We start from the raw sequence: 12,742 nt of genomic DNA, 5'->3' as shown, positions 1-12,742 counted from the left end.
CACCCGCTCATGCCCTGTGCATTGCGTAGCGTAGGAGTTGCGTTGAGAGCGTCAGGGTCGGCGGATCAAAGCCGGTCAGCCTTACCAAATGGCCGAAAGACATCCGTCGGTTACAGCCGACTTTTGCAACAAAATCCGCTCGGGAGCTGTCGTTTAGGAATACGTGAACCAGCTACCCCCGCATCACCGGCCCGCCCGCCTTCTTCCAGGCGTCGATGCCGCCTGCGATATGCGCGGTGTTGGCAAGCCCGGCCTGCTTGGCGGCGGCCACGGCCATCGCCGAGCGCTCGCCGAAGGCGCAGAAGAACACGACGCGGCGGCCGGTGGCGGCGGCCACCTCGCGCAGCATGCCGCCGGGCTTCAGGCTGTCCTCGACTGAGGGGTAGGGCGTATGCAGCGCGCCCTCGAGCATGCCGTGCTTGGCGCGCTCATTGGCTTCGCGCAAGTCCACCAGCAGGATGTCCGGGCGGCCGAGCGAGCGAATCGCCTCGACGGCGCTGAGCGCGCGGCCTTCCTTCTCCAGCTCTTCCTGATGCAGGCCGACATGCATGTTGGCCGGCACCGCCACGTCCATCATCTTGGGATTGGGCAGCTTCAGGTTCGCCATCAGCTCGATATATTCGTCGACCGAGCGCACCTGGAGGCGCGGATTGTAGCGCTTCTCCTCGCCGATGGTGGAGACGGTGTCGCCCTTGTAGTCGTGGGCGGGGAACACCAGCGTCTCGTCCGGCAGCTTCAACAGGCGATTGAAGATCGAATCGTACTGCGCGCGCGACGAGCCGTTCTGGAAGTCGGTGCGGCCGGTGCCGCGAATCAAGAGCGTATCGCCGGTGAAGACGCGGTCGCCCATCAGGTAGGAGTAGGAATCGTCGGTGTGGCCGGGCGTGTACATCACGTCGAGCGACAGGCCCTCGATCGTCACCTTGTCGCCGTCGGAGACCCGCATCGCGACCACGTCGGCCTTGCTCTGGTCGCCCATGATGGTCATGCAATGGGTACGGTCGCGCAATTCGCCGAGGCCGGTGACGTGGTCGGCATGCAAATGGGTGTCCACGGCCTTGACCAGCTTGAGGTCGAGCTCGCGCAGCAACTGGCAATAGCGATCGACCTTCTCCAGCACGGGATCGAGGATCAGCGCCTCACCGCCGGGGCGGCTGGCCAGGACATAGCTGTAGGTGCCCGAAACGCTGTCGAAGAGCTGGCGGAAGATCATGGCGGGCCCCGGCGAGTGGCGATTGCAAATTCTACTACGCTACGGGCCCAAAAGAGAAGCAATTCACTGCATTCTGAACACTATAAGAAATATTTTTGCTCTGCGGCATGGCGCTGGTCGTTGCCACAATTTCAATGTCGTCCCGGCGAAGGCCAGGACGACGGGTGTGCGAAGCCGTTACGGCCTGACCAGCGTGTAGCCGCTCTCGGTCAAAAACAGGATCTGCGCGACCCCGACCTGGACCGGGGTTGCGGATGGGATGAAATCCGGCCGCTTGCCGGTCTCCCGCTCCAGCGTGTCGACGGTGTTGAGGCAGATGTCGAAGCGCACGCCCTGCGCGATCAGGCTCTCGACCTGCTTGCGGTGGTCGCTGCCAGCGCGCAGCAGGTCGATGCCGGGACCGAAGGCCACGACCTCGACTGCGACCTTGTCGGGGTCGTAATGCTTGATGAGGTTGTTGGCGACGCTGAGCACCAGCGCCTGCTTTTTCGCGTCGCCGTCCGAGAGTTGCAGCACGATTCTGTGCTCGGCGAACGGCTTGTCCTGCAACGGCGCCTGCTGGGCCGCGGCCGGCAGCGTCACCGCCCAGGCGAGCAGCGCCGCCATCATCGCGCCTGATATCAGAGACCGCATCATCCCTGTCCCACCATGCCGGGATTGCCGTCCACGCCTTTCAGCGTGACACCGGGTCCGAGGCGCTCCGGTGTCATCCGGCCCGAGCGGAGATATTTTGCCACGACATCCCAGACCGGCGCGCCCTGCTGCGCGTTGACGGAGGCCCAGCCGGCAACCTTGTAGTGCCCATGCGCTTCCAGCGCCTGGCCGTTATCGAGCCTCAATTCGGAGATGCGGTTTCCGATCGCGTTGGCCGGCGTGCAGGCGTAGCTGAGGCCGCCGGCGCGCACCATGTCGCCGCCCTGCTGATAATAGGGATCGGCGTTGAACAGATTGTCGCAGACGTCTTCCAGCACGTCCTTGATCTGGGCGCCCGTCATCTCCTGCACATAAGTCTCGGGATAGGAGATCGCGGTTTCCGCGAGCAGATCCTCCATCGTCATGGGCTGGCCGGACAGAGCGGTGACGCCCCAGCGAAAGCCCGGCGACAGCGCGATCTCGGCGTCGAGCTCGCGGCGCAGCGCGGTGCAGATCAACTGATCCATCGGGCCCTGGAAATTGCCGCGGCGGTAGAGCAGCCGGTCGGGCGTCGCGATCTTGGCGGACCAGTCGCTGACGTGTGCCGCCCGCACCTTGCCGATCAGCTCGGCCATCGCGGGATCGGGCTTCAGCAGCTCGGAATAGACCGGCAGCAGATGATATCTGACGTCGCTGACCTTGCCCTTGTCGAGCGCGAGGTCGAGCACGGCTAAAAATTTTCCGTTCGAGCCGGCATTGGTGACGAGCGTCGTGCCGCCGGCATTCTTCACCGCGACCGGCTGCGGTACGGCGTCATGGGTATGGCCGCCGAGGATGACGTCGATGCCGGTGACGCGGCTTGCGAGCTTGAGGTCGACATCCATGCCATTGTGCGAGAGCAGGATGACCGCATCGACTTTCTCGCTCCTGCGCAGCACCTCGACATGCTTCTGCAGTTCGTCCTCGCGAAGGCCAAAAGTCCAGTCCGGCGTGAAGCGCTTGGGGTGCGCGATGGGCACGTAAGGAAAGGCCTGGCCGATGACGGCGACGCGGTGGCCGCCGAGCTCCTTGATGGTGGACGGCTTGAACACGCGCCCCGTTGCCTTGTCGAAGGCGACGGCGTCGTTGAAGGCGGCCTCCTCGGTGAGGAACACGTTCTGGGCCAGAAACTCGCCCTTGAAGCGTTCGAGATTGTCGCGCAGCACCTGCTCGCCATAGGTGAATTCCCAATGGCCGGTCATCGCCTCGATGCCGAGCAGATTGGCGACCTCGACCATGTCGCGGCCCTGCATGGTGTTGGCAAGTCCGGTGCCCTGCCAGAGGTCGCCGCCGTCGAGCAGCAGCGAATGGGCGCCGCCGACGTCGCTGCGCAGGCGGTCGATCAGCGTCTTCAGATGGGCAAAGCCGCCGAGCTTGCCGAAGCGCGGAGCCGATTTCTCGAATTCGAAGCAGGTGAAGGCGTAGGCGTCGGCGCTGTCGGGCCGGATGCCGAAATGATCGAGGAACGCGCGCCCGACCAGGTGCGGCGGCTGTCCCGCCATCTCGCCGATGCCGAGATTGACGCTCGGCTCGCGATAGTAGACAGGGTTGAGCTGCGCATGCGTGTCCGTCATGTGCAGGATGCGCGCATTGCCGAAGCGCTCGAGGTCGTAGATGCCAGCGCTGTCGGCGCCGCGCGCAAGCCGCGGCAACCCGACGGAGACGGCGGCGGCGCCTGCAGCTTTCAGGAAATCGCGGCGGCGAATCGCCATACTCAATTCTCCGCGTCTCCTCGACAAATCCGGACAGTCCTCAAGGGGGACAGTTTAGCGGATTTCCATCGCCTTCCAGGCTTCTTTTTCGCTTGCTGCCTGGTAGATCGAGGCTTTCGCCAGCGCCTCGGCTTCCCTGGCGGCGGCGAGCGCGCGGTCGAAATCGCCGCTGTCGGCGGCCTTCTTCGCAGCGGCGAGTGTCGAAACCGTGGTCGTCCACTGGTGACGCAGGGCGGCGGCCTCCTTAGCTGAGGCTTCCGCCGCTGCATAGGCCGCCTTGTAGTCGGCCTCAGTCGCAGCGAACGCCGACGGCGCTGCAGCGAGAGACAGCAGGATGAGTGCGAAAGGGAACAGATTGCCCGTCATCTTGCTCATGGCCGCGCTCCCGGCCCGGAAATCGGCAGGCCGTTGCTAACATAGGAGAGGTAGTATTCGACGTCGCGGTACTCGTCCGATTGCGGTTCCAGCGGAACCGCGCGGGTCTGGCTGTTGCAGGTGACGAAGCGGCGGCTGGTCGTGCCCATGCCGCTCCATTCGGAGCGGTAGATCGGCATCGCGTTGAGGATGCCGAGCGCCGGCGCCAAAATCTCGGCGCGGATGCGCTCGCCCGGGCTCTGCACATGGCAGCTCGCGCAGGAGAAGTTCATCTGCCCGCGCCTTGTATAGAAATAGCGCTTGCCGTTCTCGAAGGCCTCGAGCGCACGCGGGTCGTCCGGGATCTTGATGTCGAACGGCTTGCCGCGCGAGGTGAAGGCCATGTAGGCGGTGAGCGAGGCCATCTCGTCCTTGACGTAGGAATAGGGCGCTTCGCCATTGGCCTCGCGGCAGCGGTTGAGCGCGAGCTCCAGCGTGATGACCTTGCCCTCCTTCGTGTCGAAGTAAGGATAGTTCTGACGGATGCCGATGCCGCCATTCGGAAAACAGTCGGCATAGGTCTTGCCGTTCTTGAACGGCGTCGCAAACATCTCCTTGCCGGCATCGAGCGCGAACTCGTATGGCGGAAATTCTTCCTTCTCCTGCCACTGCCGCTTCAGGTCCTCGTTCATGGAATAGGGACCGTTGACGAATTCCTCCGGCTTCAGCCTCGGAAATTTCTGGAAGAAGAAGTTTTGGAACGCCTTGGCATCCGCGGCCGGATCGACCTTGTCGGCGGCAACCACGCGCGGCGAGAAGGCCACAAGCGCCGCAAACGCGGCGACGACAGAACCAAGGAGAATTGTGAAGCGCTGCGTCATCACGAAATCTTCGCGGTGGTCGTATCCGACGCACCCTTGTTGTCGACCCAACTGATCTTGATCTCGTCGCCCTTCTTGGCGCCCTTGAAGCTGAATTTTACATAGGGGTCCTTGGAGACCGCGGGCCCCCAATCTGCGACGAAGACCGCCTTGCCGTCATATTCGAACTTCAGCTCCTGGATGAAATGCGCCGGGATGATCTCGCCCTTGGCATCCTTGACGAAGCCGGAATCCATCGGGTGCTGGATCAGCGCCTGCACCTCGGTGATGTCGCCGTTATTGGTGGCGCGCACGCGAATGGTCGATGCCATGTTGATCTCCTCTAGAACATGATCCGGAAAAGTGTGCAGCGGTTTTCCGAAAGATCATGCTCAAAAACAATAAGCTAAAGCGCGATCATCGCGCTTTAGCCCCCGCAGCCGCCGACGGTGACCTTGACTTCCTTGGTCGCGCTGAAGAGCTTGCCGTCGGCTTCGACGATAACAAGCACGTTGGTGGTCTTCGCCATCTTCAGGCGGTTGGCAACCGTCGGGATCGTGCCCTCCGGGATCCTGTAGCTTGCGGCCAGCGCGTTGGGGTTCTCGGCGACCAGGAACGAGATCGACGTCACCTTGTCCAGCGTCGTCGTCACCGAGATCGGCACCACGGCGCCGTTCTCGGCGATCTCGGGCGCGTCGAGCTTGATCTTGTCCGACGGCTCGGCGCTCCTGCCGTAGAGCGATTTGATGGCGTCGGCCTGGCTCTTCTGCTTGAAGGCGTCTTCCGGATATTTGTCGTTGGCCGCATGCGCGGGCCGGCTGCCGAACGGCAGATTGCCGAGGCCGATCAGCGCGACGGAGGCCAGGATCAGGCGCCGCGTCGCAAGAGGGCCGGGGGGTGCGTTCATCTCAAGTCTCCTGGGCCGGCCGTTACAGGGTCTGGAGGAAATCGACGATGGCGTTGATTTCCTGCTCGGTCAAAATCCGGTTGCGCCCGAACGGCGGCATCACGGATTGCGGATTGCGCTTGGGCTCGTCGCTCACGATCGCGACGAGCTCGTTACGGTCAGGGTATTTTGCCTTGATGTCCTTCAACTCCGGGCCGATCGAGCCGGGCAGGTCACCGCCCTTGATGACATGGCAGGTCAGGCAATTGCCCTTGCCGCGATCGAAGGCGAGCTTTTGGCCATCGGCAGCGGACTGCGCGTGGGCCGGGCTGCCGAGCAGGCCGGCCAACAGGGCCAGCGCGGCGGCGAGCGCGGGCTTGCGAGGAAAGGCGGTCAAGGCGTCGTTCCGAAGCATTAAGTCGATCGTCCAAAGCAGAAATATAAGTGGTCAAAGCACAAAGGCCATCGTCTGACAATCGAGACTATGCGCCGGCCGAATTGCGGCTAATATGCCGTCGCATTGCATCCGTGGCGACGATTGTTCCGGCGATCCGGCCGGAACGAGACAAATATTTTGAGGCGTTGGGCCGCTTCATCGCGTTTCCAGATCGTTCATTTTTCGGAGACTTCAATTGGCTGAATATGTGGTCGAATTCGGCAGGGACGGCGGGCGGGTCGAGCCTGACGGCCGCCTTGATGCACCTGCGTTCCAGCGCAACCATGAGCCGATCTGGACCGTGCTCGCCAAACATCTCGCCGGGCAGGCCGGCGACGCGATCGAGGTGGGCAGCGGCACCGGCCAGCACGTAATGCACTTCGCCCGCCATACACCCGACCTGGTCTGGTGGCCGAGCGATCTCAATCAACGGCATCTCAGAAGTATCGAGGCCTGGCGCGTCCATTCCGGCCTGCGCAACATCCGCAGCCCCCTGCGGATCGATCTGTCCGATCCCGACTGGTGTCCCGAGCTGAAGGCGGGGCAGGGCCCGAAGGACGTCGTGGCTGTGTTCTGCGCCAATGTCATCCACATCGCGCCGTGGCACGTGGCCGAGGGCCTGTTCGCAGGCGTCGGCCGCTATTTGCGCCCCGGCGGCAAGCTGTTCCTCTACGGCCCCTTCAAGCGTGCCGGCAAGCACACCGCGCTCAGCAACGCCGTGTTCGACACCTCCTTGCGTGACGGCAATCCCGAATGGGGCGTGCGCGACATCGACGACGTCGAGAAGCTCGCGCAAAACGCCGGCCTGGCGCTGGTCGAGGAGAACGAGATGCCGGCGAACAATTTGACGCTGGTGTTTTCGCGAACATAATTCGATGCGAGCCGGAGACGCAGGGTCACCTCTCCCCGTTGGGGAGAGGTGAAGCCAGGCACGCGAATTCGCCTAAGCCTCGTCGTCCACCCAGCCGATCCTGCTCTTCAAAAACCCAAAACCCAGCACCTGGAAGCCGGCGCGTTCCTTGTTGTCCTTGCCGTAGCCATGGCCGCCCGCGGCGGGCTCGTAGAAATAGGCCTCATAGCCCATCGCCTGCAGCTTTGCGGCCATCTTGCGGGCGTGGCCGGGATGGACGCGGTCGTCGCGCCGTGTCGTGGCGATCAGGATCGGCGGATAGGGCTGGCCGGGCTTTGCGTTGTGATAGGCCGAATAGGTCTGGAGCCATTCCCACTCATCAGGCTTGTCGGGATCGCCATATTCCGCGATCCAGCTCGCGCCCGCGAGCAGCTTTGTGTAGCGGCGCATGTCCACCAGCGGGATCGTGCAGAACAGCGCGCCAAAGCGCTCAGGGTAGCGCGTCAGCATGTTGGTGATGAGGATGCCGCCGTTCGATCCGCCTTCCGCCGCGATACGCTTCGCGCGCGTGACGCCGCGGCGCACGAGATCAGCGGCGACAGCCGCAAAATCGTCATGCGACAATTTCTTGCCGGCGTAGCGGCCGGCATCGTGCCAGCGCGTGCCGAACTCGCCGCCGCCGCGCAGATTCGCCTGCACGATGGTGCCGCCGCGCTCCAGCCACAGCTTGCCGAGCGCCGAATTGTAATAGGGTTTGACGGAGTGCCCGAAGCCGCCATAGGCGCTCATATAGACCGGCGCATCGCCGGTCTCGCCTGCGGGACCGGTCTGCACATAGGGGATGCGCTCGCCGTCGATCGAAACAGCCTCGTGCTGGGTGACCGCGAGCCCATCGGCATTGAAGGTCTTCGGCGCCTGCTTCAGCACGGTCGGGCTTTCAACATCGCGCTCGATCAGCAGCAGCGACGGCGGTGTCAGCGGATCCTGCACATTGGCGAGCAGGTCGCCATTGCTCTCGGATTCGTGGCCGTCGAAGCGCCAGACGTCGACAACGCCGATCTTGGGAAGGCCGTTGAGCTGCTCGCGAGTCCAGCGTCCCGCGGAAGGAGTGTAGATCTCGAACACCGGTCGCAATTCGTCGAGGATCGAGAGAACGAGCTTGCCGTCGGCCCAAAACCATCCCTGCATCGCGCGGCGCGGTCCGGGCGTGAACACGACCGAAAAATTGCGGTCGCCGGCGAGAAAGGCGGATAGCGAGATGCCGAGCACCGAATCGGGGCCGTAGGTTGTCCCCGCGACGGTCCAGGCCGAGCGGAGCTTTATCGCAAACCAGTCGCGGTGCGCTTCAAACCAGATATCCGAGGGAAGATCGAGTTTGGCGGTTGCGCCGTTTTCGGTTCCGAGCCAGAGGTCGAAATTGAAGAAATCGAGCCGGTCGACGAACCAGGTCCGCGGCTTATCGCTGGTCCGATCGACGTCGCAATAGGCGCTCATCCGATCGGATGTCGTTTCAAACACCACACGCGCCTGCTCGACGGGTTCCCCGCGCCGCCACAATCGTACGGTCCGCGCATAGCCCGAAGCCGTCACCATATCCTTGCCGCCATGGGCGCTGGCCAGCAGCAACGCATCGGCGTCGACCCAGGCGGCGCCGCCCTTGGCTTCCGGCAACGTGAAACCACCGGCGACGAAGCTCTTCGTTGACAGGTCGAACTCGCGCATGGTGACGGCATCGCTGCCGCCGCGCGACAGGCTCAGGATGGTCTGAGGCGCATCGCCCGGCAGCGAGCTCGACCAGTTCAAGAGCCAGTCCGCGCCTTCGTCCGCTGCGAGCTTGTCGATGTCGAGCAGCGTTTCCCATGACGGACTTGCCTTGCGGAATTCCGCGATCGTCGTCCGCCGCCACAGACCGCGTGGGTGGCTTGCATCCTTCCAGAGATTGTAGAGCAAGCCGTCGCTGCGGCTGACATAGGGAATGTTGTCCGGGCGGTCGTAGATCGCTGCCAGCGCATCGCGGTCGCGCCCAAACGCGGCGCCGCCAAATTTTTCCAGCGTCGCGCGATTCTGCCGCTCGACGAAATCGAGCGCGCGGCTGCCTTCGACCTCCTCCAGCCAGAGATAGGGATCATCGTCGGGGGCCGAAAGCGTAGGCCGGTCGTCAACGGACATAATCAAATCTCCATGGCGATCCCCGGGCGGCGCGGTCCGGGTTGATCGATCGCAAGGCCTCGGTGAACGCGGGCCGTTATACTACGGACCCTGTGCATTGGGGACATGGCCTGCGCCCGTTTCCGCCGGTTGCTCACCCTTGCGCGTCAATTCATAGTGACGGGAATCAACAAGCCCCACCTATCCGCCCGGGCGGAAATTGCCGATGCTCGATGTGACAACAGCCGCCGACGAGATTGCCGACGACGCACGCGCGCGTGCCAATGTGGTGCGCCTTGCCGCGGCGCAGGCGCTCACCGGCGCGAATTCGGCTGTCATCTTCGCCACCGGCGCGATCGTCGGCGCCACGCTCGCGCCCGACATGTCGCTCGCGACCGTGCCGCTGTCGATGTACGTGCTGGGGCTTGCCGCCGGCACGCTGCCGACCGGTGCGATCTCGCGGCGCTTCGGCCGGCGCGTCGCGTTCGTCATCGGCACCGGTTGCGGCACGCTCACCGGGCTGCTCGGCTGCTGGGCCATTTTACACGCCTCGTTCGCACTGTTTTGTCTCGCGACCTTCCTCGGCGGCCTCTACGGCTCGGTGGCGCAATCCTATCGCTTCGCCGCCGCCGACGGCGCCAGCGCGGCCTACCGGCCCAAGGCGGTGTCCTGGGTGATGGCGGGCGGCGTGTTCGCCGGCGTGCTCGGTCCGCAACTCGTGCAGTGGACCATGGACGTCTGGTCGCCCTTCCTGTTCGCCTTCAGTTTCGTGGTGCAGGCCGCAGTCGCGCTCGTTGCGATGGGGATTGTGGCCGGCGTCGACATGCCAAAGCCCGCGCCGGCCGATCTGCACGGCGGGCGTCCCTTGCTGCGCATCGTGCGGCAGCCGCGCTTCATCGCGGCCGCGCTCTGCGGCGTCATCGCCTATCCCATGATGAATCTGGTGATGACCTCGGCGCCGCTCGCCATGAAGCTGTGCGGCCTCAGCGTCAGCGATTCCAATTTCGGCATTCAGTGGCACATCGTCGCGATGTACGGGCCGAGCTTCTTCACGGGCGCGCTGATCGCGCGCTTCGGCGCGCCGAAGATCGTCGCGACCGGCCTCTTGCTGGAAGCCGGCGCCGCCGGAATAGGCCTCTCCGGCATCACGGCGATGCATTTCTGGGCCACGCTGATCGTGCTCGGGGTCGGCTGGAACCTTGCCTTCATCGGTGCCTCCGCCCTGGTGCTTGAAACCCATCGCCCGAACGAGCGCAACAAGGTGCAGGCGTTCAACGACTTCCTGGTCTTCGGGATGATGGCGATCGGCTCGTTCTCCTCCGGCCAGTTGCTCGCGAGCTATGGCTGGTCCGCGGTGAACATGGTGGTGTTCCCGCCGGTGCTGCTCGGGCTTGCCGTGCTCTCGCTCGCCTCCTATGCGCGCCGCCGCAAGGCGCGGCTGGAGGCGGCGATGGGCGAGTTCCCCGATCCGCTCTAACTGGCAGGAGGCTGTCAGCAGCGTTGATACTTCGATCGCCGTCGAAGTGATTATCGGATGAGAGTTCATACATGATGCGTCATGGCCGGGCTTGTCCCGGCCATCCACGTCTTTGGTGCGGATCGAAGAACGTGGCTGCCCGGGCATAGGCGAGCGGAAGCGACGCCGTCCTTCAGACGGCTATGCCCGGGCATGACGGAGAAAGCAGCATGCTCGACAATCCCCGCCCTCTCACAGTCGACGAATCCTCCCTGCGTTACGAAGGCTGGCGCATCGTCGCGGTGTGCTTCCTGCTCGCGACCTTCGGCTGGGGCCTCGGCTTCTACGGTCAGAGTGTCTATGTCGCCGAGCTTCAGCGCCTGCACGGCTGGCCCACGTCGCTGATCTCCTCGGGTACGACCTTCTTCTATCTGTTCGGCGCGCTGATCGTCGTCTTCGTCGGCGAGGCCGTCCGGACGCTCGGTCCGCGCATCTGCCTGATCGCGGGCACGCTGGCGATGGCGGCTGCGGCCCTCGCCATCGGCGCGGTGCGCGAACCCTGGCAGCTTTATCTCGCGGATGCCGTGCTCGCCTTCGGCTGGGCCGGCACCAGCCTTGCCATGATCACCAACACGCTGAGCCTGTGGTTCGACCACAAGCGCGGCATGGCGATCAGCCTTGCGCTCAACGGCGCGAGCTTTGGCGGCATCGTCGGCGTGCCGCTCCTGATCGCGGCGATCGACAATGTCGGTTTTTCCAGTGCGATGTTCGCGACGTCCGGCGCCATGCTGGTGCTGATGGTGCCGGTGATCCTGATCTTCGTCGGCCGTCCGCCGGAAAGCCATGGCTGGCACGCAGCCGCGGCGAAGCCACAATCCTCGGCGCAGATCCGAAAGGAGGCGATGCGCGATACTGGCTTCCTCACCGTGACGATCGCCTTCGCGCTGGTGCTGTTCGCGCAGGTCGGCTTCATCGTGCATCTGATCTCGTTCCTCGATCCCGTGATCGGGCGCGAGCGCGCGGCCGTGGCGGTTGCGGTGCTGACGGCCATGGCGGTGGTCGGCCGCGTGCTGTTCTCGATGGTGATCGACCGGCTCAATCAGCGCCTCGCCGCGGCGCTGTCGTTCCTGAGCCAGGCCTTCGCGCTATCAGTCATCATCAACCTGCACGGAGACCATGTGCTGATCGCGGCCTGCGCGTTGTTCGGCTTCTCCGTCGGCAATCTCATCACCATGCCGTCGCTGATCGTGCAGCAGGAGTTCGACCCGCGCTCCTTCGGCGTGCTGATCAGCCTGAATGTGGCGATCAACCAGGTGACCTACGCCTTCGGCCCCGGCGTGGTCGGCCTGCTCCGCGATCTCTCCGGCGGCTATGCGCTGCCGTTCTATGTCTGCATCGCGCTGCAGGTGATTGCCGCGGCGATGATCATGGTGCGCGGGCGCCGGGCGAAGACTTCGTAGGGTGGGCAAAGGCGCGAAGCGCCGTGGCCACCGCTTAACTCTCAATGGTATTGCTGGACATGGTGGGCACGCTTCGCTTTGCCCACTCTACGGCTCCGGCGCTCAGGCCTCCCTTTGCTTCAGCAAATCCTGGAGATCCAGCCGCTTGGTGAACATCGCAAGCTTGCCGTCCGGCGTGAATGGCCATTGCTCCCTGGGCTTGTCCCAATAGAGCTCGACTCCGTTCTGGTCGGGATCGCGCAAATACAGCGCCTCGGACACGCCATGATCGCTCGCGCCGTCCAGCACGATGCCGGCCGTGAGCACGCGATGCAGGGCGTCCGCCAGCGCCGGCCGCGTCGGATAGAGGATCGCGGTGTGGTAGAGCCCCGTCGTGCCCGGCGGAGGCGGCGAGCCGCCCTTGCTCTCCCAGGTGTTGAGCCCGATGTGGTGATGATAACCGCCGGCCGAGATGAAGGCCGCGCCCGAGCCCATGCGCTGCATCAGCTCAAAACCGAGCACACCGCAATAGAAGCCGAGCGCGCGATCGAGATCGGCGACCTTCAAATGAACGTGGCCGATCCGTGTTCCGGCGATGACGGCTGGATTTTGCGACATGCTGCTGCTCCGTTTCTTCACTCCATGTAGCGAGTACCCCGGTCAGCGCTACTGGCAGATCCCGAAACCCAGCGTTTCCGATGCGATCCGGTTACGCC

13 protein-coding genes are annotated in these 12,742 nt (G+C 64.2%); 3 read left to right on the top strand and 10 right to left on the bottom strand.

What is annotated here, in order from left to right:
* Positions 1–172: 172 nt before the first annotated feature.
* The 8 genes from JQ632_RS22290 to soxX all read right to left on the bottom strand — a co-directional run bounded on the left by JQ632_RS22290 (position 173) and on the right by soxX (position 6,094).
* The gene (locus tag JQ632_RS22290; RefSeq protein ID WP_212404721.1) at positions 173–1,213 is read right to left on the bottom strand and encodes an MBL fold metallo-hydrolase; all 1,041 of its coding nucleotides are present in this window, start codon (positions 1,211–1,213) and stop codon (positions 173–175) included.
* A 177-nt stretch (positions 1,214–1,390) separates the two neighbouring features.
* Positions 1,391–1,849 (bottom strand): hypothetical protein, encoded by a 459-nt coding sequence (locus JQ632_RS22285; protein ID WP_212404720.1) that lies wholly within the window; start codon positions 1,847–1,849, stop codon positions 1,391–1,393.
* Positions 1,846–3,597, bottom strand: a complete 1,752-nt coding sequence (soxB, locus tag JQ632_RS22280) for a thiosulfohydrolase SoxB (protein ID WP_212404719.1) — start codon at positions 3,595–3,597, stop codon at positions 1,846–1,848. Before soxB ends, JQ632_RS22285 begins: the two co-directional genes overlap by 4 nt.
* Positions 3,598–3,651: 54 nt before the next feature.
* Positions 3,652–3,963: a hypothetical protein gene (locus JQ632_RS22275; RefSeq protein WP_212404724.1), complete on the bottom strand. Its 312-nt coding sequence runs from the start codon at positions 3,961–3,963 to the stop codon at positions 3,652–3,654.
* A 5-nt stretch (positions 3,964–3,968) separates the two neighbouring features.
* Complete coding sequence (gene soxA, locus JQ632_RS22270; protein ID WP_212404718.1) at positions 3,969–4,832, bottom strand: sulfur oxidation c-type cytochrome SoxA; 864 nt, start codon at positions 4,830–4,832, stop codon at positions 3,969–3,971.
* The gene (soxZ, locus tag JQ632_RS22265; protein ID WP_212404717.1) at positions 4,832–5,143 is read right to left on the bottom strand and encodes a thiosulfate oxidation carrier complex protein SoxZ; all 312 of its coding nucleotides are present in this window, start codon (positions 5,141–5,143) and stop codon (positions 4,832–4,834) included. Before soxZ ends, soxA begins: the two co-directional genes overlap by 1 nt.
* Before the next feature lie 95 nt (positions 5,144–5,238).
* A complete protein-coding gene (gene soxY / locus JQ632_RS22260; RefSeq protein WP_212404716.1) occupies positions 5,239–5,718 on the bottom strand; it encodes a thiosulfate oxidation carrier protein SoxY in 480 nt (159 codons plus the stop codon).
* A 22-nt stretch (positions 5,719–5,740) separates the two neighbouring features.
* The gene (gene soxX / locus JQ632_RS22255; RefSeq protein ID WP_409363506.1) at positions 5,741–6,094 is read right to left on the bottom strand and encodes a sulfur oxidation c-type cytochrome SoxX; all 354 of its coding nucleotides are present in this window, start codon (positions 6,092–6,094) and stop codon (positions 5,741–5,743) included.
* Positions 6,095–6,329: 235 nt separating this feature from the next.
* On the opposite strand from soxX, the gene JQ632_RS22250 reads away from it, so the two are divergent.
* Complete coding sequence (locus tag JQ632_RS22250; protein WP_212404714.1) at positions 6,330–7,004, top strand: DUF938 domain-containing protein; 675 nt, start codon at positions 6,330–6,332, stop codon at positions 7,002–7,004.
* A gap of 72 nt (positions 7,005–7,076) precedes the next feature.
* Here JQ632_RS22250 and JQ632_RS22245 read toward each other — a convergent pair whose 3' ends face one another.
* Positions 7,077–9,152, bottom strand: a complete 2,076-nt coding sequence (locus JQ632_RS22245; protein WP_212404713.1) for a prolyl oligopeptidase family protein — start codon at positions 9,150–9,152, stop codon at positions 7,077–7,079.
* Between the two features lie 205 nt (positions 9,153–9,357).
* Here JQ632_RS22245 and JQ632_RS22240 point away from each other — a divergent pair, with 205 nt between their 5' ends.
* Together JQ632_RS22240 and JQ632_RS22235 are read left to right on the top strand one after the other, a co-directional pair.
* Entirely contained in the window at positions 9,358–10,608 is a 1,251-nt protein-coding gene (locus JQ632_RS22240) for an MFS transporter (protein WP_212404712.1), read from the top strand.
* A 209-nt stretch (positions 10,609–10,817) separates the two neighbouring features.
* Positions 10,818–12,047: an MFS transporter gene (locus JQ632_RS22235; protein WP_212404711.1), complete on the top strand. Its 1,230-nt coding sequence runs from the start codon at positions 10,818–10,820 to the stop codon at positions 12,045–12,047.
* A gap of 102 nt (positions 12,048–12,149) precedes the next feature.
* Here the strand turns inward: JQ632_RS22235 and JQ632_RS22230 are convergent, their stop codons facing one another.
* The gene (locus tag JQ632_RS22230; RefSeq protein WP_212404710.1) at positions 12,150–12,644 is read right to left on the bottom strand and encodes a VOC family protein; all 495 of its coding nucleotides are present in this window, start codon (positions 12,642–12,644) and stop codon (positions 12,150–12,152) included.
* Positions 12,645–12,742: the final 98 nt, after the last annotated feature.

Source organism: Bradyrhizobium liaoningense, from assembly GCF_018130955.1.
GTDB classification, from domain to species: Bacteria; Pseudomonadota; Alphaproteobacteria; order Rhizobiales; family Xanthobacteraceae; genus Bradyrhizobium; species Bradyrhizobium liaoningense_C.
Note: the sequence above shows the minus strand (reverse complement) of the source record. Positions and strands in the feature narration are given on the sequence as shown.

Excerpts from the sequence above, each read along its gene's own strand:
- JQ632_RS22235 (WP_212404711.1), top strand. The coding sequence starts at position 10,818 with ATGCTCGACAATCCCCGCCCTCTCACAGTCGACGAATCCTCCCTGCGT.
- soxZ (WP_212404717.1), bottom strand. The coding sequence starts at position 5,143 with ATGGCATCGACCATTCGCGTGCGCGCCACCAATAACGGCGACATCACC.
- JQ632_RS22290 (WP_212404721.1), bottom strand. The coding sequence starts at position 1,213 with ATGATCTTCCGCCAGCTCTTCGACAGCGTTTCGGGCACCTACAGCTAT.
- soxB (WP_212404719.1), bottom strand. The coding sequence starts at position 3,597 with ATGGCGATTCGCCGCCGCGATTTCCTGAAAGCTGCAGGCGCCGCCGCC.
- JQ632_RS22285 (WP_212404720.1), bottom strand. The coding sequence starts at position 1,849 with ATGATGCGGTCTCTGATATCAGGCGCGATGATGGCGGCGCTGCTCGCC.
- JQ632_RS22245 (WP_212404713.1), bottom strand. The coding sequence starts at position 9,152 with ATGTCCGTTGACGACCGGCCTACGCTTTCGGCCCCCGACGATGATCCC.
- JQ632_RS22230 (WP_212404710.1), bottom strand. The coding sequence starts at position 12,644 with ATGTCGCAAAATCCAGCCGTCATCGCCGGAACACGGATCGGCCACGTT.
- soxY (WP_212404716.1), bottom strand. The coding sequence starts at position 5,718 with ATGAACGCACCCCCCGGCCCTCTTGCGACGCGGCGCCTGATCCTGGCC.
- JQ632_RS22275 (WP_212404724.1), bottom strand. The coding sequence starts at position 3,963 with ATGACGGGCAATCTGTTCCCTTTCGCACTCATCCTGCTGTCTCTCGCT.
- JQ632_RS22240 (WP_212404712.1), top strand. The coding sequence starts at position 9,358 with ATGCTCGATGTGACAACAGCCGCCGACGAGATTGCCGACGACGCACGC.
- soxA (WP_212404718.1), bottom strand. The coding sequence starts at position 4,832 with ATGACGCAGCGCTTCACAATTCTCCTTGGTTCTGTCGTCGCCGCGTTT.